Source organism: Amycolatopsis sp. CA-126428 (assembly GCF_002904335.1).
Classification (GTDB): Bacteria; Actinomycetota; Actinomycetes; order Mycobacteriales; family Pseudonocardiaceae; genus Amycolatopsis.
The window spans coordinates 56,770-80,702 of sequence record NZ_PPHF01000005.1 but is presented as its reverse complement, the minus strand read 5'-3'; the positions used below and the strand labels follow the sequence as shown (position 1 = coordinate 80,702).

The following is a 23,933-nucleotide window of genomic DNA, read 5'->3' as shown; positions in this document are numbered from 1 at the left end:
CGCCACCCGAACCCCCGAAAGGCGAGCAGTGACAACCGGCGCTCCGCCCCGCGCCGGGCGCTCCGCCACCCGAACCCCCGAAAGGCGAGCAGTGACAACCGGCGCTCCGCCCCGCGCCGGGGACTCCGCCACCCGGACCCCCGAAAGGCGAGCTGTGTCGCCGCGCGCGCCGGGCGATGTGGCAGGGTGGACGATCGTGCCGTCCGACTCGCTCCGCCCGACCGTCCGCCGCGCCCGGATCGCCGACGTGCGCAAGATCAAGGCCCTGGTCGACTCGGACGCGGGCCGCGTCCTGCTGGAGAAGGACCTGGTCACGCTGTACGAGGCGGTCCAGGAGTTCTGGGTCGCCGAAGTGGGTGACGAAGTGGTCGGGGCGGCCGCGCTGCACGTGCTCTGGGAGGACATCGCCGAGCTGCGCACCGTCGTGGTCGACAAGGCCGTCCGCGGCCAGGGGGTCGGGCGGGTGCTCGTGGCCCGGCTGGTCGACGAAGCACGTGAGCTCGGTCTCAAACGGCTGTTCGTGCTCACGTTCGAGACCAGCTTCTTCACCGGGCACGGGTTCGTGGAGATCGACGGCACGCCGGTCTCGCACGAGGTCTACGAGGAGATGCGGCGGTCGCACGACACCGGCGTCGCCGAATTCCTCGACCTCCCCTACGTCAAGCCGAACACCCTCGGCAATTCGCGAATGTTGCTCGAACTCTGAGGGAAAACCTCAACTCTGAGTGAAAACCTCCTTTCGGGCGGTGACGTGCGCCACCCGCCTGCCCGAAGCTGATCGGGCACTTGTCCCCCGATCGGCAAGGGAAGCACGCGATGCGCACGACACTGCGGAACCTGGGGGCCACCTTGACGGTGGCCGTTTCTGTCGGCGCGGGTGCCCTGCTGGGCACCGGCACCGCGGCCGCCGTCGACATTCCGGCGGTCACCGACCAGTACCTCTTCTCGACGTCCCTCTCCGGCTTCGAAACGATCCGGAACCAAGCTCCGTACTCCGGCCAGCTCGACTGGTCGTCCGACGGCTGTTCGTGGGCGCCGGACAACCCGTTCGGCTGGCAGTTCCTGCCGGGCTGCCACCGGCACGACTTCGGCTACCGCAACTACAAGAAGCAGGGCCGGTTCACCGCGGCGAACCGGCTGAAGATCGACGACAACCTCTACACCGACCTGAAGAGCGTCTGCGGGTCCAACATCGCCTGCAAGGGCGCGGCTTGGACGTACTACCAGGCGGTCCGCAAGTTCGGCGGCTGAGCCCGGCGGCCCGGGCCGCGTGCTCGGCCCGGGCCCGTCAGGATGGGTGCATGGACATCGACCATCTGCTCAGCACGACCCGCGCGGTCCGCCGGAAGCTCGACCTCGACCGGCCGGTGGAACCCGAGGTCGTCAAGGAGTGCCTGAACCTGGCGCTGCAGGCGCCGACGCCCGGCAACGTCCAGGCCTGGCGCTGGCTCGTGGTGCGCGACCAGGACGTGAAGAACCGGCTCGGCGCGATCTTCCGCGAAGTCGGCGAGGCCTACCTGGCGGACCGGGCGAGTGCCGCGCCGTCGCGGGCGCAGGCCTCCGGGCAGCACTTGATCGACGTGATCGAGCGCGTCCCGGTGTTCGTGATCCCGGTCGTGGCCGGCCGCCCGGCCGGGAACAACGCGGTCGACGCGGCCTTCTACGGAGGCATCTTCCCGGCGGTGTGGAGCTTCCAGCTGGCGCTGCGCTCCCGAGGGCTGGGCTCGACGCTCACGACGTACCACCTGGCGCGGGAGGCCGAAGCCGCGCAGATCCTCGGCATCCCGGACGGCCACACGCAGGTCGGGCTGCTGCCGGTGGCGTACACGACGGTGCCGGACTTCAAGCCGGCGCCGCGCACGCCGCTGTCCGAAGTGGCCTTCCTCGACCACTGGGGCACACCGCTCAGCTGATCCGGACGGTGGCCTCCCCGCCGTCCTCGCTGACGGACACCAGCTCGACCCGGCTGCCGGCGAACGACGTCGCCTGCGGGCCGGTGCGGAAGCCGCTGTGCAGCTCGGCCGTGGTGCTCTCGCCGCGGCCGGGCTGCTTCAGCAGGAACGCGAGGGTCGCCTCGCCCTGCCAGATGCACTGCATGCCGGGCCGGCACCGCGAGTCGGCGACGAGCCGCGTGTAGCGCACGGTGAGGTCCTTCCCCTGCACGGCGGCCTCCTGCCCGAGCCGCAGGGTGACGTCGGGCCCGGCCGGGGCACTCACCGTCGACGGCGCCGGGGCGGGCCCGGGGACGGCGGGGTGCCCCGCGGCGACCGAGCTCCCGGCGCCCACCGTGACGACGGCGAAGGCGAACAGTCCGGCTACGAATCGCGGTAGGTCCACGTGCTGTGGACGGAACGGACCGACCCCGGGTTGCACGCGCTCAGAGCATCTTCTCGACGAGTAGGCCCACCTGCGTGGACGGGTTGCGAGCGTGCCCGGCGTCGGGATGGCGCGAGCGCTGTACCGCTGCATCGACGCCGGGCTCGTCGTGAGCGAACCGCAAAGCTGACTTACTGTAGCCGGGTACGTACCGCAGCAACCGCCTTTCAACGTCGCGGTAGCACTTCACAGGCGCCGCGCAGGCTTCGAAATGAAGCAACAGCCAGTATTCGAAGCAGGGATTCGACACCGCCAGGTTCACCCGAAGGCTCCGAGCGAGCACTACAGCCCGCTCGAGGTCGAATTCGTCGACGTCGACGACACACCACACCTCGTCGTGTGCGCCGCTCGTCCGGTCGCTCAGTTGCGCAGCGTATCTGACGACCGCTTCGGGATCTGCCGCCTTGACCTTCACCTTCACCTTGACAGCCGGATTCCGGCGGGCGCGTTTCAGCCCTTCGAGGTACGCCGGCTCCGTTGCCCTGGCACCGCAGACCACCAACAGGGACAGTCTCTGCTCCCGGAACGCAGGGCGCCGCCGGTCGCTGTTCTCCCGTCTGGTCACCGTTCGGCGACCGCTTCCGCGAAGTCACCCAGTACCGGCACAGCCCCGTAACTACCCGCGAGATACCGTCGTTCGGTGTTCTGATCCTTGCGCGGCTTGAAGTCGGTGAGCGGGTACAGCTCGCTGGCGCCGTCCGCTCCCTTCTCGACGAACCAAACCTGATCACGGTCCAGCAGGTCGCCGCCCAGCATGGTGCCCAGCAGACTCGTGTCGTGCGTTGTGAAGATCAACTGCGCGCTGTGCGGGTTGGTCTCCGTCGATTGGAACAGCTCGATCAGCTTCGCGGTCAACCGCGGATGAAGGCTGCCGTCGATCTCGTCGACCACGAACAACCGTCCGGCGTCGAGCACATCGAGCACCTCAGGTAAGAGGTCGAGCCAATTCAAAGTGCCGGCGGACTCGTCGACGAGGTCGAACGGAACACCGGAAGCGCCATGCCTGAACTTCAACCGCGCCTGACCGGGGCCGGGCCGCCGCACCTGCTGCAGCGTCATGGAGGCGTGCGGCTGTCGGATGGGCTCGCCGATGTTCTCGATCGAGATATCGGTAATGCCGACATCGGCAGCGACCAGCAGCCCCAGAAGCCGGCGTGAATGGTCCGGGCTGCGTCGGAGGAAGGCAGCGACTCGCTGGCCGAGCGGATCCGTTGCATTCTCCGCATGCCGGTAGTGGATGCGCATTCCGGCTTTGAACCACTCGTAGACCGGCATCAACGGTTCCAGCGAGAGACGCTTGCAGATGCCGAGGACGAGCGCATCCGGCTGGATGAGCCCGTCCAGGACAGTCAGTTTGGCCTTGAGGTCCGGCACGGTGCTGCCGAACTTGATGTGTTCACCGGTTCGCTCGAGGAGTACCCTCCTGCGCTTCTCCGGGTATGAGTACAACCACTCTTGTTCGACGATTTCGCCTCGAACGACGAACCCATAGGTGTAGCGATTCCCCTCCGCGACAAGTTCGACCACGTAAGAAGAGGATCGCTCCTCGTCGCCGTCGTCGAGCCGGAAGCCTTCGCTCCCACCGATGCCACCGACGGTTTCGAGCACCGCCGTCTGCATGTACCAGAGACCGTTCAGCAAGTTCGACTTGCCGGAGGCGTTCGCACCGTAGATCGCCGCGACCGGGACGGCCCGGCGAGCGTCTCCCGGCCGGGCGGGCATCAGCAGCAGCTCCTGCTCGTCCCGGAACGAGCGGTGATTGCCGAGCCGGAAGCTCCGCAGCACCCTGACCACCTCCCTGGCAATGCTTCGAGCCGTTCTGTACCAGTAAACCGCACAGAACCGCGCGAAGCATCTACCAGGGTGTACTACTCGTCGTCGTCGCCCGCGTCGGCGTCCACCGGGCCGCCGCCGCGGATCATGAACAGGACCGACTCCAGTTCCTCCGGCTTGATCAGCACGTCGCGGGCCTTCGAGCCCTCCGACGGGCCCACCACGCCGCGGCTCTCCAGCAGGTCCATCAGGCGGCCCGCCTTCGCGAAACCGACCCGCAGCTTGCGCTGCAGCATCGACGTCGAGCCGAACTGGGACGTCACGATCAGCTCCGCCGCCTGCAGCAGGACGTCGAGGTCGTCGCCGATGTCCGGGTCGATCTCCTTCTTCTCGCCCGCCTTCTGCGCGGTGACGCCGTCCTGGTAGTCCGGCTGCGCCTGCTCCTTGGCGTAGTTGACGACCGCGGAAATCTCCTCGTCGCCGACGAACGCGCCCTGGATGCGGACCGGTTTCCCGGCCCCCATCGGCAGGTAGAGCGCGTCGCCCATGCCGATCAGCTTCTCCGCGCCCGGCTGGTCGAGGATGACGCGCGAGTCGGTCAGCGACGACGTCGCGAAGGCCAGCCGCGAAGGCACGTTCGTCTTGATCAGGCCGGTGACGACGTCGACCGACGGCCGCTGCGTGGCCAGGACCAGGTGGATACCGGCGGCACGGGCCTTCTGGGTGATCCGGACGATCGCGTCCTCGACGTCGCGCGGGGCGGTCATCATCAGGTCGGCGAGCTCGTCGACGATCGCCATGATGTACGGGTACGGCCGGTACTCGCGCTCGGACCCCGGCGGCGCGGTGATCTCGCCGGAGCGCACCTTCTTGTTGTAGTCGTCGATGTGCCGGACCTTGTTGACCTGCATGTCCTGGTAGCGCTGCTCCATCTCCTCCACCAGCCACGCCAGCGCGGCGGCGGCCTTCTTCGGCTGGGTGATGATGGGCGTGATCAGGTGCGGGATGCCCTCGTACGGCGTCAGCTCGACCATCTTCGGGTCGATCAGGATCATCCGGCACTCGTCCGGCGTCGCCCGCGCGAGCAGCGACACCAGCATCGAGTTGACGAAGCTGGACTTACCGGAACCGGTGGAACCGGCGACCAGCAGGTGGGGCATCTTCGTCAGGTTCGCGGTGACGAAGTGGCCCTCGATGTCCTTGCCGAGGCCGATCACCATCGGGTGATTGTCCTTGACCGTGGACGGCGCACGCAGGACGTCACCCAGGCGGACCATCTCGCGGTCGGAGTTCGGCACCTCGATGCCGACCGCGGACTTGCCCGGGATCGGCGCCAGCAGCCGGACGTTGTCGGTGGCCACCGCGTAGGCGATGTTCTTGGTCAGCGCGGTGATCTTCTCGACCTTCACGCCCGGGCCGAGCTCGACCTCGTAGCGGGTGACCGTCGGGCCGCGGGTGAACCCGGTGACCTGCGCGTCGACGTTGAACTGCTCCAGGACGCCGGTGATCGCCTCGATCATGGCGTCGTTGGCCTTGCTGCGGGACTTCGGCGCGTCGCCGAGCTTCAGCAGGTCAGGCGGCGGGAGCTGGTAGTCGCCCTCGACCGTGCGGGTGACCGCGAGCGGCGGTTCCGGGGTCTTCTTCGGCTTCTTCTCCGGGACCTCGGCGGGCGGTTTGGGCAGGGCCTTCGGCGGCTTGATCGGCGTCGGCACCTCGGCGAGGGCGGCGTCGAGGTCGAGCTGTTCGCCGCCCTGGCGGCGCCGCGACGGCTTGCGCAGCCGCGCCGACTTCGGATCGGTCTCGGTGACGGTGTCCTCGTCGGTCGCGAAGCCCGGGCGCTGGGCCTCGGCTTCGGCGAGCTCCTCTTCGTCGAGGCCCCAGTGGCGCAGCCGGTGCGGGATCTCGCGGACCGGCGTGCCGGTGAACACGAGCACGCCGAAGAACAGCGCGAGGATCAGCAGCGGCACGGCGACCCAGGTGGTGACGCCCATGGTGAGGAGGCCGCCGGAGAAGGCGCCGACGATACCGCCGGCGTACATCCGGCCGTCGTTGGTGTCGGGCAGCGCGGTGAAGATGTGCAGCATCCCGAGCACGGACAGGACCACCATGATCGTGCCGACGACCATCCGCGGCCGCGTCTCCGGGTGCGGCTCGGACCGCATCAGCGCGACCGCGACGACGACCAGCACCAGCGGCAACGTGACCGCTCCGGCGCCCAGGACGGTCCGGGTGGCGATCTCCACCCCGGTGCCGATCGGCCCGGCCGCGCGCCACCAGACGCCGACGGCCGCGACGATGCCCAGGCCGATCAGGCCCAGCGCGAGTCCGTCGCGGCGGTGCTCCGGCTCCAGCTCGCGGGTGCGGCCGACCGTGCGGGCCAGCGTGCCGAGGCCCTTGGCCAGCAGGTTCCAGGTCCCCCGGACGCCCTTGCCGAAGGTCCCGGGCGTCTTGCGGCGGCCGCGTGGCGGGGGTTTGCGAGCGGACGACGTACGAGGCTTCGCGGGTGTACGCGGCTTACGCGCCGCTGCCCCCTTCGCGCCGCTTCCCGTGTTTCTCTTCCTCGTCGCCGACCCAGCCATGCCGTCAACGGTAACCGGCCGTCGCCGATCGCCTCGTGCGCCACTCTCGGCTCAGGGTGAACTTCTGCCTCACACCGCCGGTCGAGCGGCCATCCGGGTGAACCGATCCGGCGAGTGCGCAAACGGGTGAAATCGGCGTCTGCCATGCTCTGCCCCATGCTCGCGCTGCGCACCGACGAACCGCCCCGCCGTGCTCCCGCCATCTGGCGGACCATGCTGAACATCGACCGCGGGCTGGTGAACCTCGTCGGGCGGCTGACCGTCAGCGGCCGGGTGCCCGCGCAGCTGCGGGGCAAGCCGCTGCTCATGGCCGCGAACCACATCGGCGTGTTCGACGCCTTCGTGCTGATGGCGGCGTGCAAGCGGATCGGCATCAACCCGCGGTTCATGCTGGCCGGCGGCATCCTCGACGCGCCCGTCATCGGGCCGGCGCTGCGGGTGAGCGGGCACCTGCGGGTCGACCGCAAGCACGCCGGGACCGCCGTCGGGCAGTTCGCCGAGGCCGTCGAGGCGATGAAGACCACGCGCGAGCCGATCGTCGTCTACCCCGAGGGCCGGATCAGCCACGACCCCGGCCTCTGGCCGGAGCGCGGCAAGACCGGCGCGGCGCGGCTGGCGCTGGCGGCGGGCGTGCCGGTGATCCCGATCAGCCAGTGGGGCGCGCACGAGGCCGTCTACTGGGGCACCGAGACCGTCAACGGCCCGGCGGACCTGGTCCCGCTGGCCCGCTCGGGGCTCAGCGCCCCGCTGCGCCGCCCGCGGTTCCGCGTGCACTTCGGCGACCCCGTCGACCTCTCGGACATCGACACCCAGCGGCCGGGTGCCGGGGTGCGCGCGCACGCGAAGATCATGCAGGCCATCACCGACGGCCTGGTCCCGCTGCGCCGCGACGAGCTGGACCGGCCCAAGTTCCACGACCCGACCCGGCCGACCGACACGGTCAGCCCCTGGAAGCCGCCGTCCGTATTGTGAGACGCCCGCGGCGGCGCCCCTAGAGTCGGTGGATGTGAGCACACGGATACTCGTCGTCTACTACAGCTCGACCGGGAACACCGCCGCCCTCGCCGAGTCGCTGGCCGCCGGGGCGCGCGAGACCGGCGCGGACGTGCGGGTGCGGACCGTGCCGGAAACCGTGCCCGCCGAAGCGATCGCGCAGAACCCGCGCTGGCAGGCCTGGGTGGACACCGGCCCCCACCACGAGCTCGCCACCCTCGGCGACCTGGAGTGGGCCGACGGGCTGGCCGTCGGCAGCCCGACCCGGTTCGGTGGGCCGGCCGCCCAGCTCAAGTCCTATTTGGACAGCACGGGTGGCCTGTGGGCGCGGGGAAAGCTGGCGGACAAGGTGGCGACGTCGTTCACGACGGCGTCCACCGCGCACGGTGGTCTCGAGTCGACGCTGCTGGCGATCAACAACGTCTTCTACCACTGGGGCGCGATCGTCGTCCCGCTCGGTTACACCGACCCGCACCTGAAGGAATCCGGCAACCCGTACGGCGGCTCGTTCGTGTCCCGGAAGTCCGCCGCGCCGGACGACGTCGCGCTCGACGCCCTGCGCCTGCAGGGCCGGCGGCTGGCCACCATCACCACGCACGTCGCGACCGGGTTGAAGCGCTCGGAGTGACCGTCGCGCCGTCCGCGAGGAGCGGCGTGACGGCGGATTCGTCGTCGGCCGGGCCACCACCGGTCTGCGGCTTCAGAAAAAGAAACTCACTCCCCGCCGACCCGGACGTAACGAAACGGACCCGGCACCCCGCGACCCGGGTAACCGGGAAAATCGTTTCGGCGGTGACACCGGCCCACCTACAGTCGCGACGGTGACCACCGAACTCCCCGTCCTCGCGCCGCCCCGGGTCGCCCACCGGGGCCGCGGGACCACCTACGTCCTGCTCGCCGCGCTGTTCTTCAGCACGTCGGGCACCCTGGGCAAGTCCGTGATGGCCGCCGGGATCACCCCGGAGCAGGTGGCCGCGGCGCGGATCGCGCTGGCCGGCGTCGTGCTGCTGGCCGGGGTGGCACTGGTGGCGCCGCGGAAGCTGCGGGTGCGCCGGGCGGAGCTGCCCGTCCTGGCCGGGTACGGCCTGCTCGGCGTGGCGGGTGTGCAGCTGCTCTACTTCGTCGCCGCCGGCCGGATCCCGGTCGGGATCGCCATCCTGCTGGAGTTCGTCTCGCCGGTGCTCATCGCGCTGTGGGTGCGGTTCGTGCGGCGGCACCGGCTGCCGCGGGCGGTGTGGGGCGGCATCGCGCTGGCCATGGCCGGGCTCGCGCTGGTCGCCCAGGTCTGGGAGGGCGTCACCCTCGACGGGCTCGGCCTGCTGGCCGGTTTCGGTGCGGCGCTGTGCTCGGCCGGGTACTTCCTGCTCGGCGAACGCGCGGTGGCCGGCATCGACCCGCTGGGCCTGGTCACCTGGGGCATGGTGATCGGCGCGGTCGCGATCAGCTTCGTCGCGCCGCCGTGGACGTGGCCGGCCGGGCTGCTCGGTGCGGACGTCGGGTTCGGGGCCTGGCACCCGCCGGTGTGGCTGCTGCTGACCCTGCTGGTGCTGGTCGCGACGGTCCTCGCCTACGTCTGCGGCATTTCGTCGCTGCGGCACCTGCCGGCGTCGGTGGCGAGCGTGCTCGGGCTGGTCGAACCGGTGATCACGACGGTCGCGGCGTGGGTGCTGCTGGGCGAGCAGCTCGCCTGGCCGCAGCTGCTCGGGTCGGCGATCCTGCTGGGCGGCGCGTACGTCGTGCAGCGGAACTCGGCCATCCTCGCCGGGTGAAGTTGCGCAAATTCTGCGTCTGACCTCGCCGGGGTGCAGAATTCCCGCGATCGATGCCCACCCGGGGAGGAAGCACCTTGACGACCAAGTCCGGGCTGCGGCCCGACCTGCGGCAGCGGCACGTCCGGATGATCGCCCTCGGCGGCATCATCGGCGCGAGCCTGTTCATCGGCAGCGGCGCGGTGATCCACACCGTGGGCCCGGCCGCCGTGCTGTCCTACGCCGTCGGCGGGCTGCTCGTCGTGCTGGTGATGCGGATGCTCGGCGAGATGGCGACCGCGTCACCGGCGCTGGGCTCGTTCATGGAGTACGCGCGCGATTCCCTCGGCGGCTGGGCGGGTTTCACGATCGGCTGGCTGTACTGGTACTTCTGGGTCGGCGTGGTCGCGTTCGAAGCGGTCGCGGGCGCGAAGATCCTGCAGGGCTGGATCCCCGGCGTGCCGCAGTGGGTGTTTTCGCTGGCGCTGATGCTGCTGCTGACGGCGACGAACCTCGCGTCGGCGCGGTCCTTCGGCGAGACGGAGTTCTGGCTGGCGTCGATCAAGGTCGCCACCATCGTCGTCTTCCTGCTGCTCGGGACGCTGTTCGTGCTCGGGCTCTGGCCGGACGCACACTTTTCGGTGGGCAACATCGGCCTCGACGGCTTCGTCGCGAACGGCCCGTTTTCGGTGGTGCACGGCGTCGTCATCGTGATCTTCTCGTACTTCGGCGCGGAGATCGTCACGATCGCGGCGGCGGAATCCGACCAGCCGGAGACGGCGGTCCGCAAGGCGACCTCGACGATCGTCTGGCGGGTGATCGTGTTCTACGTGGGCTCGGTGGCGTTGCTGGTGATGATCACCCCGTGGCGCGAAATCCCGAGCGAGACGAGCCCGTTCGCGGCGGCGTTCGGCCGCTTCGGCGTCCCGGCGGCGTCGACCATCGTCTCGGCGGTGGTCCTGACGGCGGCGTTGTCGGTGCTGAATTCGGGGCTGTACACGGCCTCCCGGATGTTGTTCGCGCTGCGGCGCCACGGCTGGGCCCCGGCGTGGGTGTCGGACACGAACGGGCGGGGTGTGCCGTGGAAGGCGATCCTGGCCTCGACTTCGGTCGGGTACGTGGCGGTGGTGATGAGCTACGTGTCCCCGGACAAGATCTTCTACTTCATCATCAATTCGGCGGGCGCGGTGGCCCTGTTCGTGTACGCGATCATCTGCGGCTCCCAGATCCGCATGAGGCGGCGGCTGGAGGAAACGGCGCCGGAGACGCTGAAGCTGCGGATGTGGGGCTATCCGTGGCTGAGCTGGGTGACGCTGGTGCTGACGCTCGTCGTGGTGGCGTCGATGCTGTTCGTGGATTCCGACGCGCGGGCGCAGTTGTACTTGAGCTTGATCAGCTTGGCGGTGATCCTCGGCGTCTACGCCCTCATCCGCCGGCGAGCCGGGACAGGGCCCCGAAAAACACGTCCGTGATCTTCGCCGGGTCCGGGGCCAGGAACGCCTGGCCGCCCGTCGCCGCGGTCAGCTGGTCCAGTTCCGTCTTGTCCGCGTCCGGGCCGATGCCCACGCCGATCAGGGGGATGGGGCGGCGGGCGTCCTGGAGCTTCGCCAGCTCGGCCAGCAGGTCTTCGCGGGAAATCCCGTGCGGGTCCTCGTTGCGGCCGTCCGTCATCACGATCACCAGGTTCAACCGCCCCGGCTCCCACTCGCGGCGGGCGGTGCGGTACGTGTCCAGGACGCTGTCGTACAGGCCCGTTCCGCCGTCCGGGGTGGCCTTGACCTGGCCCAGCTTGTCCAGGGCTCCGCTCGCCAGGTGCTGGGCGACCGAGGCCATCGGGAGCAGCTCGCGGTAGTCCTTGTCGCCGTCCAGGTGGGTCGAGAAGGCCAGCATGCGCAGCTGGGTCGCCGGCTTGAACAGGTGCATCGCCTTCGCCGCCGCCTCCATCGTCACCTGCATGCGGTTCAGGTTCGTTCCCGGGACCTGCGCGTTCATCGACCCCGACACGTCGATCAGCACCTGGACCCGCGCGCTCAGGTTGACGCCCGCCCACTGGTTGAGCAGCTCGTCGACCAGCGGCTCGGGCGGGAGGCTCTCCGCCCGGATGCCCTCGGGCAGCACCCTCGGGTCGTCGGGGTGGTCGCGCAGCGCCTGGCCGCCCGCCGCGCGCAGGCCCGTCCGGGCGATCGCGTCCGCCCCCGGGTCGCCCAGCACCGCTTCGCGCAGCGCCTCGACGATCGGGCGCTGCTGCGGGGTGATCCCGCCCAGCTCCGCGAACGGGTAGTCCAAAGTGGGCACCGCCGTGGAATAGACGGCGACCAGCGGGGACTTCGGGTCCTCGACGTTGTGGCGCAGCAAGGCGTTCTCCGACGCGGGGAACGCCGTCACCGCGGCCGTGCCGCCGCCGTCGCTCGAGCCCGGCAGCCGCGCGATCAGCTCCGTCTCCGCGCCGAGCGTGTTGGCCGAGAAGCGCCGCAGCATCGCCACATACGCGGCCGAAGGCTCGGGCGCCGCCTTGACGCTGTCGCGCAGGCCGAGCAGCGCCATCGCGCCGACCGCGTCGCGCGCCGGGTCGGACATCCCCGGGACGACGCCGGGCGCGGCCAGCACCTCCGTCCAGGAAGGCACGTGGTCGGGCCAGCCGAGGCCCTTGACGACGTCCGCGGCGACCGCGAGGACCACCGGCGAGCTCGCCACCGACGCCCCGGTTTCGGGGACGTCGGAGGCGCCGAGCTGGTGGGCGCGACGCAGCGCGAGCGTGGAATCCGGCACCCAGATCTGCGGCCGCGGGCTGCCGTCCGACAGGGCGAGGCGCTCGGCCGCCTGCGTCGCCTCCCGCGTCTGGATTTCGATGCTGCCGCACCCCAGGTCCAGCCCGTGCGCGACGAGCGACAGCGCGGGCGCGATGTCCGCGGACGCGGTGACCAGGACCTTCGCGGGCTGCTCGCACGCCGGCCGGGCCCGCACGACCGTCACCGCCACCCACGCGGCGGCTCCGAGGACGAGCACGAGACCGGTCGCCAGGGCAGGCACGAGCAGCCGGCGTCGTCTGCCGTCCGAATGACGTCCCATCGGCGCGGCCTCTCTGCGCGAGGCGGGGTGGGATCAAGGTTAGCCCGCAACAAACCCACCGCATGTGCGCCGGACGGCCTAACAGGCGGGCGATCTCATGCCGAAGGCGGCCTTCGGTGCGTTCACCGCACCGAAGACCGCCTCGGAGCCGGGCTAGACCGGGATGACCGTCGGGACGATCATCGGGCGGCGGCGGTAGGTGTCGGCCACCCAGCGGCCCACCACCCGGCGGACCGCCTGCGCGATCCGGTGCGTGTCGGTGATGCCTTCGGCCTCGGTGCGCGCCAGCTCCATCTCCACCAGCGGCACGACGGCGGCGAGCGCCTTCGGGTCGTCGGAGAAGCCGCGGCCGGACACCGTCGGGCTGCTGACCGCGCGGCCGGTGCTGGAATCCACCGCGACGCTGATCGAGATGAACCCGCCCTCGCCGAGGACCAGGCGATCCGACAGCGTCGACTCGCCGACGTCGCCGACCGAAAGGCCGTCGACGTACACGTGGCCGACCTCGACGCGGCCGGTGCGGGACGCCTTGCCGTCGACGAGATCGACGACCACGCCGTCCTCGGCGATGACCACGTTCTCCGGCGCGACACCGGTGCGGATCGCCAGCTCGCCGTTCGCGCGCAGGTGCTTCCACTCGCCGTGGACCGGCATGACGTTGCTCGGGCGCACCGCGTTGTACAGGTAGAGCAGCTCGCCCGCCGACGCGTGCCCGGACACGTGCACCTTGGCGTTGCCCTGGTGGACGACGTTCGCGCCGAGCCGGGTCAGGCCGTTGACCACGCCGAACACCGCGGTCTCGTTGCCCGGGATCATCGAGCTGGCCAGCACGACGGTGTCGCCCGCGCGGATCGAAATCTGCCGGTGCTCGCCGCGCGCCATCCGCGACAGCGCCGAGAGCGGCTCGCCCTGCGAACCCGTCGAGACGAACAGGACCTTGCTCTCCGGCAGCGTGCTCGCCTGGTCGAGGTCGACCAGCAGGCCGTCCGGCACGTTGAGCAGGCCCAGGTCGGCGGCGATGCCCATGTTGCGGACCATCGACCGGCCGACGAAGGCGATCCGGCGGCCGTGCCGCTGGGCGGCGTCGAGCACCTGCTGGACGCGGTGGACGTGGCTGGCGAAGCAGGCCACGATCACGCGCTGGTCGACCTTGCGGATGACGTCGTCGAGGACCGGGCCGATGTCGCGCTCGGGCATGACGAACCCGGGCACTTCGGCGTTGGTCGAGTCGACGCAGAACAGGTCGACGCCCTCGTCGCCGAGCCGGGAGAAGCCGGCCAGGTCGGTGAGGCGCCCGTCGAGCGGGAGCTGGTCGAGCTTGATGTCGCCGGTGTGCAGGACCACGCCCGCCGGGGTGCGGATGGCCACGGCCAGCGCGTCCGGGATGGAGTGGTTGACGGCGAAGAACTCGAGGTTGAAGACGCCGACGTCACGGCGCTCGCCCTCGCGGACCTCGATCAGCTTCGGCCGCTGCCGGTGCTCCTTGGCCTTGGCCGCGAGCAGCGCGTTGGTGAACTTCGAGCCGTAGATCGGCAGGTCCGGCCGCAGGCGCAGGAGGAACGGGACGGCACCGATGTGGTCTTCGTGCCCGTGGGTGAGCACCAGTCCGTCGATGTCGTCGAGGCGGTCCTCGATCGCGCGGAAGTCGGGCAGGATCAGGTCGACGCCGGGCTGGTCGTCCTCGGGGAAGAGCACCCCGCAGTCGACGATGAGCAGCCGGCCGCCGAACTCGAAAACGGTCATGTTGCGCCCGACTTCGCCGATGCCGCCCAGCGCGACGACGCGCAGAGCTCCCTCGGGCAGTGCGGGCGGGGCGTTGGTGGGGCCTGGACCTTGGGGAAGCGGGCTCACCGAGGCAGGGTCCCAACGCTGGTGTGCGAGGTCGGCGCGATGTAGGCCGCTCGCGAATCTGCTTGTGCCACCCGCTCACCATGCCAGTCCTGAGCCGCCCTGTCGCCCAGCGGCACGCCGCCCTGGGCAAGATCAGCGGCGATCAGGGCCGTCTGCTCGGTGGTCGGCGCGACGATCGGCAGCCGCGGGTCGCCGATGTCGAAGCCGCGCAGCCGCAGCGCCGCCTTGCTGAAGGCGACCCCGCCGACCCGCGACATCGCGCGCAGTACCGGCAGCATGCCGCGGTGGTTGGTGCGCGCGGTGGAGGTGTCGCCGTTCTCGTAGGCGTCGATCATGGCCCGGATCCGGCCCGCGACGACGTGACCGATCACACTCACCACGCCGACGCCGCCGACGGAGATCCACGGCAGGTTGAGGCCGTCGTCCCCGGAGTAGTAGGCGAGGTGGGTGTTGGCGATCACCTCGGAGCCGGCGATGAGGTCGCCCTTGGCGTCCTTGACCGCGACGATCCGGGGGTGCTCGGCCAGCCGCAGGAGCGTGTCGACCTCGATCGGGACGACCGAGCGCGGCGGGATGTCGTAGAGCAGCACGGGCAGCCCGGTGCTTTCGGCGACGGTGGTGAAGTGCGCGTACAGCCCGGCCTGGCTGGGCCGCGAGTAGTACGGCGTGACGACCAGCAGGCCGTGCGCCCCGGCTTCTTCCGCCTGCTTGGCCTGCTCGATGCTGTGCGCGGTGTTGTTGGTGCCCGCGCCGGCCACGACGGTCGCGCGGTCGCCGACGGCCTCGACCACGGCGCGGATGAGCTGCTGCTTCTCCGCGTCGCTCGTGGTCGGGCTCTCGCCGGTGGTGCCGTTGACCACGAGGCCGTCGTTCCCCAGCTCCACGAGGTGCTCGGCCAGCTCCTGCGCCCGCTTCAGGTCCAGCGCGCCGTCGGCGTCGAACGGGGTGGCCATCGCGGTGAGCACGCGCCCGAACGGCCGTCCGGGCGCTGCGGTAGGTGGGTTGGACATGGGGAGACGGTACCTCGCCGGTCCGACGAAAACCGCGCCGACCTGGTCACCAGGAGGATTTCCCGGGGTCGGCCGCTCGTCGCGGAACTTCTACTTGACCTTGGTCACGATCGGCGCGGTGATGGGGCCGCCGTCGGCGCGGGCGAGCACGCAGTAGAACGCGCGGCTGGGCTCTTCACCGGGCTTCTCCGGGACCCTGCGCCACTCGGTTTCGGTGGGCACGAGCGCGCGGTAGGTGAGGTCCGGCCGCTTGATTTCGGGCACGATCGACGAGCGGAACGCGGTCGCGCACGCCGCCTCCGCGCTCGCCGTCACCGCGGGCAGGCCGGGGTAGGCCGCGACCTTGGCGTCGTCGGAGGTCCAGTTCTCGACCGACAGCAGGCCGCCGATCTCGTAGACCTCCAAGGTGTGCGCGTTGCCGCACTCGGCCTGGTTGTCCTCCTTGCTGATGATCGCGCCGTCTTGGACGGGCCCGTTGTAGCAGCGGTAGTAGTCGTTGATGTTCGCGCGGATCTGCCCGCCGACGCCGTAGGTCTTGGTCGGCTGCTTCTGCTCGTCCGCGGCGGGCGTCTCGTACGCCTTGCCCGCGAAAAAGCCGCCGACCAGGGCGGCGACCACCAGCACGGCCGCGGCCGTGAGCCAGAGGGCGCGGTGGGTCTTCTTCGGCGGCTGCGGCGCGGCGGCGCCGAGCATCGCCGTGCCGCGCGGCGGGGTGGGCCGGACGCCCTGCGCCGTGGTCAGCAGGTTCTGGGCCTGGGCCGCGGTCAGCCGCGCGTCCGGGTTCGTGACGAGGAGGCCGAGGATGGCCGCGGCGATCGGGCCGTGGCCGCGGGTGAGGTACGGGATCTCGGTCATGATCGCGTGCAGCGTCGCGGCGGTGGTCGCGCGCTCGAACGGGATCGAGCCTTCGACGGCGTAGAACAGCGTCGCCCCGAGGGACCAGAGGTCGGAGGCGGGCATCGCTTCCCGGCCTTCGACGCGCTCCGGCGCCATGAACGCGGGCGAGCCGACGATCATGCCGCTGGTGGTCAGCCGCGGGTCGTCGACGGCGTGGGCGATGCCGAAGTCGGTGAGCTTCACGCGGCCGTCCGGCGCGACGAGGATGTTCGCGGGCTTGACGTCCCGGTGCACGATCCCGGCCGAGTGGGCGGCCTGCAGCGCGGCGAGCACCCGCTCCCCCAGTTGGGCGGCCTGCGCGGCGGGCATCGGGCCCCGCTGCCGCACGAGGTCGGCGAGGCTGGGCGCTTCGACGAGCTCCATCACGATGAAGGTGGTGCCGCCGTCGGTGACGACGTCGTAAACGGTGACGATGGCGGGGTCGTTGAGCCGCCCGCCGGTGCGCACCTCGCGCAGGGCGCGTTCGGAAAAGACGGCGGCGGACTCGGCGTCGGGCAGCCGCAGTTCCTTGACCGCGACCTGGCGTCCGATGACCTGGTCCTGCGCCCGCCACACGACGCCCATGCCGCCCCGGCCGAGTTCGCCGAGCAGGAGGTAGCGGCCCGCGACGACCCGCTGACCAGGCGTGCTGGGCGCCTGCGGCGGGTAGGGCCGGGTCTGTTCGTCGGTCACGGTGCTCCTTCGGGCGGCGGTCGCGCAGATGCTAGTCGGACCGCCGCGGGGCGCCGCGGGTTCCGCGGAATTCGTGCCGACGAACGGCTGGCCCGCGTACCCAGAGGGTCGGTTCGCGCACCCAAAGGGACGACTCGCGTACCCATAGGGTCGGCTCGCGCACCCAGAGGGTCGGCCCGCGCACCCAGCGGGTCGGCCCGCGCACCCAGAGGGTCGGCTCGCGCACGCAGAGGGTCGACTCGCGTACCTGGAAGGACGACACGCGTGATTGGAGGGACGACACGCGTGATTGGAAGGACGACACGCGTGATTGGAAGGACGACACGCGTGATTGAAGGGACGACACGCGTGATTGGAGGGACGACACGCGTGATTGGAGGGACGACACGCGTGATTGGAGGGACGACTCGCGTGATTGGAGGGGCGACTCGCGTGCCTGACGGTCGGGCTCGCCGACCGGGACATCCCGCGGCCGTGCCCCGGACCTGGGGATTCGCACCAGCAGCAGCCCGAGATTGCGTGTGGCGCCGACTCTTGCTCTCCGACCCTAGGGCTAACTGCCACATCGATGAGACAATTACCCCCTAGGGTTGTCGAGCGGTTGGTCAGCGGCGGGTTTCGCCGCGGTAGGGGAGCCAGCGGTAGCCCGGGGCGAAGTCGCTGAACTCGGCGCGCTTGCCCGTCCGGATCCAGATGTCCTCGGCGACGACGAGGCCCGGGAAGATCGTCAGGTCCTTCTCCGCCATCAGCTCGTCGTAGCTGCGGAACCGGTCGGTCTCGATGCCGGCGAGCGCGTAGCGGTAGACCGGCGGCGCGATCCGGAGCAGCCAGTAGAGCCGGCGGCCGGCCGCGGTCATCGCCGCCGCTTCCTCGTCGGTGTGCGCGCCGGTGCGGCTGAGGCCGTCCGGCGCGATCCCGCACCACCAGGCGTTGTCACGGCTGAAGACACCCGCCGGCCAGCCGTCGAAGTGCCGCGCCAGGTCGCGGGCGTGGGTCTCCCGATCCCCGCATTCGGCGTTGAGGGCGAAGGTCCAGGCCATGGCCGCGTTTCCCCGTTCCGTGGGTCAACCGGTGACCGTGAGGTAGATGAGCACCAGGTTGAGAGCGATGATGATCGCCGCGATCACCGAGGCCGCGACCGTCGTCGAGCGGCGGTTCGTGTCCTCCCCCATCAGATCACGGTCGGCCGTCAGGCGAATCAACGGCACCAGCGCGAACGGGATACCGAACGACAACACCACCTGGGACACCACCAGCGCGGTACTCGGGTCGGCGCCCAGCGCGAGCACCACGATCGCCGGCGTCAGGGTCACCAGACGGCGCAGGACCAGCGGAATTCGCTTGTGCAGCAACCCCTGCATGATCATCGCGCCCGCGTACGCGCCCACCGACGTCGAGGCCAGGCCCGACGCCAGCAGGCCGATCGCGAACAGCAGCGCGATGCCCGGACCGAGGGCCGAGGAGACCGCGCCGTGCGCGCCCTCGATGCTGTCGACGCCCGCCTGGCCCTGGAGGTTCGTCGTGGCCAGCAGCAGCATGCCCAGGTTCACCGCGCCCGCCAGGAGCATCGCCGAGCCGACGTCGACGCGCGTCGCACGCAGCAGGCGGCGGCGCTGGAGGCCCTCGGGACGGCCGTGGCGGTCGCGGACCAGGCCCGAGTGCAGGTAGACCGCGTGCGGCATCACGGTCGCGCCGAGCATGGCCGCCGCGATGAGGATGCTGCCCGCGCCGTCGAACCGCGGGAGCAGGCCGCCGAGGGTCTCCGTGGGCGACGGCGGTTCGACGAACAGGCTGGCCAGGAAGCCGACCGCGATCACCGCCAGCAGGCCGGTGACGACCCGCTCGAACGTCCGCTGGCCGCCGCGGTCCTGGACCGCCAGCAGCGTCAGCGACACCGCGCCGGTGATCAGGCCGCCGACGACGAGCGGGAGGTCGAACAGCAGGTTGAGCGCGATCGCGCCGCCGACCACCTCGGCCAGGTCGGTGGCGATGGCGACGATCTCCGCCTGCGCCCAGTAGGCCAGCCGCGCGGGGCGGGACAGGCGGGCGCGCAGGGCCTCCGGCAGCGACATGCCGCTGATCAGCCCGAGCTTCGCCGACAGGTACTGCACCAGCACGGCCATCAGGTTCGCCGCGACGATCACCCAGACCAGCAGGTAGCCGTAGCGGGCGCCGGCGCTGATGTTCGAGGCGACGTTCCCCGGGTCGACGTAGGCGATGGCGGCGACGAACGCCGGCCCGAGCAGGGCCGACCCGGTGCGCAGGCGGGTCACCAGTCCCGGCCGGACAGCCTCGGTCACAGCCATGACGCCCACCTCTCGAAAACCGGATGTCGGGGACCCAAAACCGGAGTTTAGGCGCGCCGAACTTTGCTTTTCAAGGGTGACCACGCCCACCCACGACCCCGGGTACCCGGATCGGCGGCGGCGAAAAGTCCCGGACGGTCAGGGGAGGGCGACCTCGTGGCCGGAGTCGCGCAGCGCCGTGACCGCGTCGTCGAGGTCGCCGGCGCGGACCAGGATGTGGTCGGTGTCGAACGTCGACATCGAGAACAGCGTGACCCCGGCCGCGGCCAGCTCCGAGGCCAGCGCGGCGATGATGCCGGTGAGGGTGAACTCCAGCGGGCCGCGGACCGACAGCAGCCGCCAGCCGTCCTCGGCGGCCGTGGCCCCGGCCGGTTCGCGGCCGGCCGGGCAGATCACCGACAGTTCTTCGGGCGTCCTGGTCACCGAGACGAACGTCTCGCCGGGCGCGAAGAGCTCGGCGGGCACCGCGGCGTCCGCGGGCAGCCGCACGACGGCGTACTCGCCGGGCCGGACGTCGATCGCAAGTCGTTTCATCAGCCTTCCAGCACCTTCGGGCTCGTGGCGATCTCGGTGCCGTCCGGCAACGTCGAGATGGTGAAGTCCGCGAACACGTTCGCCGCGGCCTTCTGCAGCTGCCGCAGGCACTCCACGGCCAGCTCGCGGATTTCGACGTCGGCGTGCTCGGTCGCGCGCATCGCGACGAAGTGCCGCCAGGCGCGGTAGTTCCCGGTGACGACGATGCGGGTTTCGGTCGCGTTCGGCAGCACCGCGCGGGCGGCCTGACGGGCCTGCTTGCGGCGCAGGGTCGCGCTCGGGACGTCGGCGAACTTCTCCTCGAGCCCGGCCAGCAGCTCGGTGTAGGCGTCGACGCTGGCCCGGGTGGCGGCGAGGAACTTCTCGTGCAGCACCGGGTCGTTCGCGATGATCTCCGGCTCGACGAACTCGGCGTCGCGCTCCGGGACGTACCGCTGCGAGAGCTGGGAGTAGGAGAAGTGGCGGTGCCGGATCAGCTCGTGGGTCAGGGACCGGGAGATGCCGGTGATGTAGAAGGTCACCGAACCGTGCTCCAGCACCGAAAGGTGGCCGACGTCGATGATGTGCTCGAGGTAGCCGGCGTTGGTCGCGGTGGCCGGGTTCGGCTTCTTCCACGACTGGTAGCAGGCGCGGCCGGCGAACTCGGCGAGCGCTTCCCCGCCGTCCGCGTCGGTCGACCAAGGCACGTCCCCGGGCGGGAAGAACTCCGTTTTCGCGATCAGCTGCACTCTGGGTGACACGGTTGCGGTCACGTCAGCACTCCTTCTCCGGCTCCCGCGCAGCCTAACCGCGTGAGGGCGGTCACTCCCGGGGGACACGTGACACCACCCGCCGCCTTGACTGACACCAAGGATGACGTCATAGTGGTGTCATGGACTTGACGCCGTACATCGCCAACCTTCGCGAGGACCTCGCGAACACGGCTGCCGCCGGGGACGAGCACACCCGGCGGGCGGCCGCGCTGCTGTCCTCCGCGCTCGAACCCGCCGTCCGCCTGACGCTGATGAACGCCCTCGCCGACCTCGCCGCCGAGGTCACGGCGGCCTTGCCGGGCCAGGTGGTGGACGTCCGGCTCGACGGCCGCGACGTGCGGGTGGTCGTCACCGGCACCGCCGAGGAGACGACGGCACGCGCGACACCACGTGACACCACACCACCGCCGCCGATCGACGGCGGTGACATCAGCCGGATCACCCTCCGGCTGGTCGAGCAGATCAAGGGCCAGGCCGAACGCGCGGCCGCCGCCCAGGGCGTCTCGCTGAACACCTTCGTGTCGCAGGCGGTGCAGGGCGCACTGGGCCACGGCGCGCTCGGCGGCGGGGGCCACAAGCACCAGGGCAAGGGCGGGAGCGGGTCGCACCTGCACGGCTGGGTCGAAGGCTGAGGGGACGAGACGATGAGTGAAGAACAGACCACACCGGCCGAAGAGCCGAACGACGAACTGGTCCGGGTGGACGAGTTCGAGACCGACGTCCCGCTGGAGCTCGACATCAGCGTGACGATCGGGCGCGTCGAAGTCGTCCTCGAGGGCGACTCCGGCGCCCGCGTGGAGCTGCGGCACGACCAGGGCGAGCAGCAGCCGTGGGTGGCGGGGGTCAACAGCCTGCTGTCCTGGGTCGGCGAGCGCTTCGGCGACCAGCTGGGCGTCGATCCGGGCGCCTCCCCCGCCGAGGCCGTGCGGCAGAGCCGGATCGAGAAGCTCGGCCACCGCCTGGTCGTCCAGGCCCCGAAGGCGTGGCAGCTGCGGAACGTCGCCCTCGCGGTGAAGGTGCACGCGCCGGCGGGCTCGCACGTCGAGGTGCGGGCGGGCGCGGTGGACGTCACCGTCACCGGCTCGGCCGGCCGCGTCGACCTGCTGACCGGCTCCGGCGAGGTCAAGCTCGACCGCGCCGACGGCTCGGCCACCATCCGCACCGGCAGCGGCGCCGTCAAGCTCGGCCCGACGCTGGGCGGGCTGCAGCTGCGCAGCGGCAGCGGCCCCGTCGAGGCGTCGTCGATCAGCGGGTCCGCCACGCTGGCCACCGGCACCGGCGACGTCTGGCTGGGCGCGGTCTCCGGCGAGGTGATGGCCCGCACCGGCAGCGGCGACCTGTCGGTGGCCGACGCCGCCTCGGGCTCGCTCGACCTGATCACCGGCTCGGGCGAGGTCCGGATCGGCATCCGCGGCGGGACGTCCGCCGAGGTCGACCTGACCTCCAGCGGCGGCCGCGTCTCCAGCGAGCTGGACGTCGCCGACAGCGCCCCCGAGGGCGGCGTGAAGCTGAAGGTCCGCGCCCGCACGGGCACCGGCAACGCCGTGGTGACGCGCGCGGCGGGCTGAGTAAGGGGGAAGGACGGGCCGTTCCCGGCGGGGGTGCCGGGAACGGCCCGTTCGCGCGAGATGCCAGCGAAAGGGCCCGCAGAAATCCGGCGATGCCGGCGGACGGGCACAGCGCCGGGGGACCTACGAACCGGACCGGCCCAGCGCCTCCGTCACCGCCGAAGCGATCAGCGCGACCACCCGGTCCTCGTCGTCGCCCATGCGCCGCAGGGTGTCCTGTGCCAGTGGAGCCGGGAGTTCGGCGAGCGCCTGGGCCACCCGGATCCGCACAGCGGTCTCCGCAGACAGCTCGGCAGCCAGCGCACTCACGATCCGGCGACCCGATTCGGGGTCCAGGGCCAGGGTGCCCAGGACCTCCGCCGCTTCGACGTCGTTCGTTCCCTCGGCCACCATGCCGACCAGGATCGGGACCGCGGCCGTCGTTCCGCGACGGCCGGCGGCCAGTGCCGCGTGGCGGCGGATGCCCGGCTCCGGATCCTCGAGCGCGGCCGCCAAAGCCGCGGCCGCCTCTTCGCCCGGCAGCTCGGCGATCGCCAGGACCGCGCGCCGCCGGACTTCGGCGTCGGGTGAACGCAGCCCGGCGGCCAACGCCGGCAAGCCGTCCGCGCCCGCCCGCGCCAGCGCCCAGCGCAGGGCTCCGGCGACGTTCGGGTTCGTTTCGGTCAGCACCGCCCTGGCCAGCAGCTCGGTGGGGAGCGGCACGTCCAGCGCGGCCTGCTGCCGGCGCGCCGGGCTCGGGGAATCGAGCCCGTGCAGGAGCTCGACGACGTGCAGGACGCCGTCCCACCCGGTGGGCTCCGAGGCGTCGATCGCACGGAGCCGCTCGAGCAGTTCCCGTTCCCGTTCCAGCCTGTCCTCGGTCCGCCGGATCAGCTCACCGACCAAAGTGGACGGTGTGAAGGCCGGATCCGCCAGCGCCTGGCCGATCTGCCGCAGCGACATCCCCAGCGACCGCAGGCCTTCGACGTGGAAGATGCGGCGGATGTCCGCCTCGGCGTACTCGCGGTAGCCGCCGACGGTCCGCCCGGTCGGCCGCACCAGCCCGAGGGAGTCGTAGTGCCGCAGCATCCGCGGACTCACCCCGGACCGGCGGGCCACCTCGCCAATCAGCACGCCTCGCTCGCAGCGCGTTCCGGGCCGAGCGCGACGATCCGCTTCGCCTCGTCGACGGCCAGGTCGAACCCGGCCTCCGGGTCGTGCAGGAGCCGTTCCGTGGCGCGGGCGTGCGCGCGCACGGCCGGGTCGGCGCTCACCAGCCCCGCCCGCAAGGCCCCTTCGGTCACGTCGCCGAGCGCGACGAGGGCCCGGCTGAGGCTCAGCTGCACGGCCCGGTCACCCCGGCCGAGCTGACGAGCCAGCTCGGCCGCCAGGGTCGCGTGTTCCCCCGGCGGCACGAGGACGACGGCCGCCCGCCAGGCGCTTCGCGCGACTTCGTCGTCCGGGTCGTGCAGTAGCTCCCGGGTGAGCGCCGGCCACGCCCTGCGGTCGCCGATCTTCGACAGCGTGTGCAGGGCCTGGCTGCGGGCCTGGGCCCGGCCGGAGCGGAGTTCCGCGACGAGCCTGGGCACGGTCAACTCCGCGGGCAGGCGGGTCAGCGCCCAGGTGAGCATGTCGCGGACGAAGAAGTCCGGTTCCGCCGCGCACCGCGTCACGAGCGCCTCGGCGAGGCCGGGGTCGGCCCGGGTGCCCGCGGCCAGCGCCGCCTGGAGCCGGGTCGACGGGTTCGCCGCGCCCAGCGCGTCAAGCAGCCGGGTGTCCGTTGCGTGGTTGATGGTGACCACCTCCTCCCCCGCAGTGAAGACCTT

The 23,933-nt window shown here is 71.2% G+C and carries 23 protein-coding genes; 9 read left to right on the top strand and 14 right to left on the bottom strand.

The window, feature by feature from the left end:
* Positions 1–196 precede the first annotated feature (196 nt).
* From C2L58_RS01425 to C2L58_RS01415, 3 genes are all read left to right on the top strand, one after another.
* The gene (locus tag C2L58_RS01425; RefSeq protein ID WP_103335132.1) at positions 197–706 is read left to right on the top strand and encodes an amino-acid N-acetyltransferase; all 510 of its coding nucleotides are present in this window, start codon (positions 197–199) and stop codon (positions 704–706) included.
* 110 nt (positions 707–816) lie between these two features.
* Positions 817–1,251 (top strand): phospholipase, encoded by a 435-nt coding sequence (locus C2L58_RS01420; RefSeq protein ID WP_103335130.1) that lies wholly within the window; start codon positions 817–819, stop codon positions 1,249–1,251.
* A 50-nt stretch (positions 1,252–1,301) separates the two neighbouring features.
* Positions 1,302–1,913, top strand: coding sequence for a nitroreductase family protein (locus C2L58_RS01415; RefSeq protein ID WP_103335128.1), 612 nt, complete (start codon positions 1,302–1,304; stop codon positions 1,911–1,913).
* Here C2L58_RS01415 and C2L58_RS01410 read toward each other — a convergent pair.
* The 4 genes from C2L58_RS01410 to C2L58_RS01395 form a co-directional block, all read right to left on the bottom strand.
* Positions 1,906–2,337 carry a hypothetical protein gene (locus C2L58_RS01410; RefSeq protein WP_233225500.1) on the bottom strand — a complete coding sequence of 144 codons (432 nt, stop codon included), beginning with the start codon at positions 2,335–2,337 and terminating at the stop codon, positions 1,906–1,908. The two genes, C2L58_RS01415 and C2L58_RS01410, sit on opposite strands and share 8 nt — an antisense overlap.
* 40 nt (positions 2,338–2,377) lie before the next feature.
* A complete protein-coding gene (locus C2L58_RS01405) occupies positions 2,378–2,941 on the bottom strand; it encodes an RloB family protein (RefSeq protein WP_233225499.1) in 564 nt (187 codons plus the stop codon).
* The gene (locus C2L58_RS01400; protein ID WP_103335183.1) at positions 2,938–4,161 is read right to left on the bottom strand and encodes an AAA family ATPase; all 1,224 of its coding nucleotides are present in this window, start codon (positions 4,159–4,161) and stop codon (positions 2,938–2,940) included. The genes C2L58_RS01405 and C2L58_RS01400 overlap by 4 nt, the downstream gene beginning before the upstream one ends.
* Positions 4,162–4,244: 83 nt before the next feature.
* Complete coding sequence (locus C2L58_RS01395; RefSeq protein ID WP_103335127.1) at positions 4,245–6,728, bottom strand: DNA translocase FtsK; 2,484 nt, start codon at positions 6,726–6,728, stop codon at positions 4,245–4,247.
* Between the two features lie 156 nt (positions 6,729–6,884).
* Here C2L58_RS01395 and C2L58_RS01390 point away from each other — a divergent pair, with 156 nt between their 5' ends.
* From C2L58_RS01390 to C2L58_RS01375, 4 genes are all read left to right on the top strand, one after another.
* Entirely contained in the window at positions 6,885–7,700 is an 816-nt protein-coding gene (locus tag C2L58_RS01390; protein ID WP_233225498.1) for a lysophospholipid acyltransferase family protein, read from the top strand.
* Between the two features lie 34 nt (positions 7,701–7,734).
* Entirely contained in the window at positions 7,735–8,349 is a 615-nt protein-coding gene (wrbA, locus tag C2L58_RS01385; RefSeq protein WP_103335123.1) for an NAD(P)H:quinone oxidoreductase, read from the top strand.
* Positions 8,350–8,542: 193 nt separating this feature from the next.
* On the top strand, positions 8,543–9,490 hold the full coding sequence (locus tag C2L58_RS01380) for an EamA family transporter (protein ID WP_103335122.1): 948 nt from the start codon (positions 8,543–8,545) through the stop codon (positions 9,488–9,490).
* Between the two features lie 53 nt (positions 9,491–9,543).
* Positions 9,544–10,941, top strand: a complete 1,398-nt coding sequence (locus C2L58_RS01375) for an amino acid permease (protein WP_369903913.1) — start codon at positions 9,544–9,546, stop codon at positions 10,939–10,941.
* Here the strand turns inward: C2L58_RS01375 and C2L58_RS01370 are convergent.
* The 8 genes from C2L58_RS01370 to thyX form a co-directional block, all read right to left on the bottom strand.
* A complete protein-coding gene (locus C2L58_RS01370; RefSeq protein ID WP_199191046.1) occupies positions 10,895–12,538 on the bottom strand; it encodes a VWA domain-containing protein in 1,644 nt (547 codons plus the stop codon). The two genes, C2L58_RS01375 and C2L58_RS01370, sit on opposite strands and share 47 nt — an antisense overlap.
* Before the next feature lie 153 nt (positions 12,539–12,691).
* Complete coding sequence (locus tag C2L58_RS01365; RefSeq protein ID WP_199191045.1) at positions 12,692–14,389, bottom strand: ribonuclease J; 1,698 nt, start codon at positions 14,387–14,389, stop codon at positions 12,692–12,694.
* Complete coding sequence (gene dapA, locus C2L58_RS01360; protein WP_103335117.1) at positions 14,386–15,399, bottom strand: 4-hydroxy-tetrahydrodipicolinate synthase; 1,014 nt, start codon at positions 15,397–15,399, stop codon at positions 14,386–14,388. The genes C2L58_RS01365 and dapA overlap by 4 nt, the downstream gene beginning before the upstream one ends.
* A gap of 90 nt (positions 15,400–15,489) precedes the next feature.
* A complete protein-coding gene (locus tag C2L58_RS01355; protein WP_103335116.1) occupies positions 15,490–16,968 on the bottom strand; it encodes a serine/threonine-protein kinase in 1,479 nt (492 codons plus the stop codon).
* 605 nt (positions 16,969–17,573) lie between these two features.
* Complete coding sequence (locus C2L58_RS01350) at positions 17,574–18,008, bottom strand: hypothetical protein (protein ID WP_103335114.1); 435 nt, start codon at positions 18,006–18,008, stop codon at positions 17,574–17,576.
* Positions 18,009–18,032: 24 nt separating this feature from the next.
* Positions 18,033–19,274, bottom strand: a complete 1,242-nt coding sequence (locus C2L58_RS01345) for an Nramp family divalent metal transporter (RefSeq protein ID WP_199191044.1) — start codon at positions 19,272–19,274, stop codon at positions 18,033–18,035.
* A gap of 138 nt (positions 19,275–19,412) precedes the next feature.
* Positions 19,413–19,808: an ACT domain-containing protein gene (locus tag C2L58_RS01340; RefSeq protein ID WP_103335113.1), complete on the bottom strand. Its 396-nt coding sequence runs from the start codon at positions 19,806–19,808 to the stop codon at positions 19,413–19,415.
* The gene (gene thyX / locus C2L58_RS01335; protein ID WP_103335111.1) at positions 19,808–20,560 is read right to left on the bottom strand and encodes an FAD-dependent thymidylate synthase; all 753 of its coding nucleotides are present in this window, start codon (positions 20,558–20,560) and stop codon (positions 19,808–19,810) included. Before thyX ends, C2L58_RS01340 begins: the two co-directional genes overlap by 1 nt.
* A 119-nt stretch (positions 20,561–20,679) precedes the next feature.
* Between thyX and C2L58_RS01330 the strand changes: the two genes are divergently transcribed.
* Positions 20,680–21,192 (top strand): toxin-antitoxin system HicB family antitoxin, encoded by a 513-nt coding sequence (locus tag C2L58_RS01330; protein ID WP_103335109.1) that lies wholly within the window; start codon positions 20,680–20,682, stop codon positions 21,190–21,192.
* Between the two features lie 12 nt (positions 21,193–21,204).
* Positions 21,205–22,128, top strand: coding sequence for a DUF4097 family beta strand repeat-containing protein (locus C2L58_RS01325; protein WP_103335108.1), 924 nt, complete (start codon positions 21,205–21,207; stop codon positions 22,126–22,128).
* A gap of 123 nt (positions 22,129–22,251) precedes the next feature.
* Here the strand turns inward: C2L58_RS01325 and C2L58_RS01320 are convergent, their stop codons facing one another.
* Positions 22,252–23,241, bottom strand: a complete 990-nt coding sequence (locus tag C2L58_RS01320) for a HEAT repeat domain-containing protein (RefSeq protein ID WP_103335106.1) — start codon at positions 23,239–23,241, stop codon at positions 22,252–22,254.
* The gene (locus tag C2L58_RS01315) at positions 23,235–23,909 is read right to left on the bottom strand and encodes a HEAT repeat domain-containing protein (RefSeq protein ID WP_103335105.1); all 675 of its coding nucleotides are present in this window, start codon (positions 23,907–23,909) and stop codon (positions 23,235–23,237) included. Before C2L58_RS01315 ends, C2L58_RS01320 begins: the two co-directional genes overlap by 7 nt.
* Between the last annotated feature and the right edge of the window lie 24 nt (positions 23,910–23,933).

Coding starts and splice junctions, on each gene's coding strand:
- C2L58_RS01420 (WP_103335130.1), top strand. CDS start 817: ATGCGCACGACACTGCGGAACCTGGGGGCCACCTTGACGGTGGCCGTT.
- C2L58_RS01415 (WP_103335128.1), top strand. CDS start 1,302: ATGGACATCGACCATCTGCTCAGCACGACCCGCGCGGTCCGCCGGAAG.
- C2L58_RS01395 (WP_103335127.1), bottom strand. CDS start 6,728: ATGGCTGGGTCGGCGACGAGGAAGAGAAACACGGGAAGCGGCGCGAAG.
- C2L58_RS01390 (WP_233225498.1), top strand. CDS start 6,885: ATGCTCGCGCTGCGCACCGACGAACCGCCCCGCCGTGCTCCCGCCATC.
- C2L58_RS01375 (WP_369903913.1), top strand. CDS start 9,544: ATGCCCACCCGGGGAGGAAGCACCTTGACGACCAAGTCCGGGCTGCGG.
- C2L58_RS01370 (WP_199191046.1), bottom strand. CDS start 12,538: ATGGGACGTCATTCGGACGGCAGACGACGCCGGCTGCTCGTGCCTGCC.
- dapA (WP_103335117.1), bottom strand. CDS start 15,399: ATGTCCAACCCACCTACCGCAGCGCCCGGACGGCCGTTCGGGCGCGTG.
- C2L58_RS01350 (WP_103335114.1), bottom strand. CDS start 18,008: ATGGCCTGGACCTTCGCCCTCAACGCCGAATGCGGGGATCGGGAGACC.
- C2L58_RS01345 (WP_199191044.1), bottom strand. CDS start 19,274: ATGGCTGTGACCGAGGCTGTCCGGCCGGGACTGGTGACCCGCCTGCGC.
- C2L58_RS01340 (WP_103335113.1), bottom strand. CDS start 19,808: ATGAAACGACTTGCGATCGACGTCCGGCCCGGCGAGTACGCCGTCGTG.
- C2L58_RS01330 (WP_103335109.1), top strand. CDS start 20,680: ATGGACTTGACGCCGTACATCGCCAACCTTCGCGAGGACCTCGCGAAC.
- C2L58_RS01325 (WP_103335108.1), top strand. CDS start 21,205: ATGAGTGAAGAACAGACCACACCGGCCGAAGAGCCGAACGACGAACTG.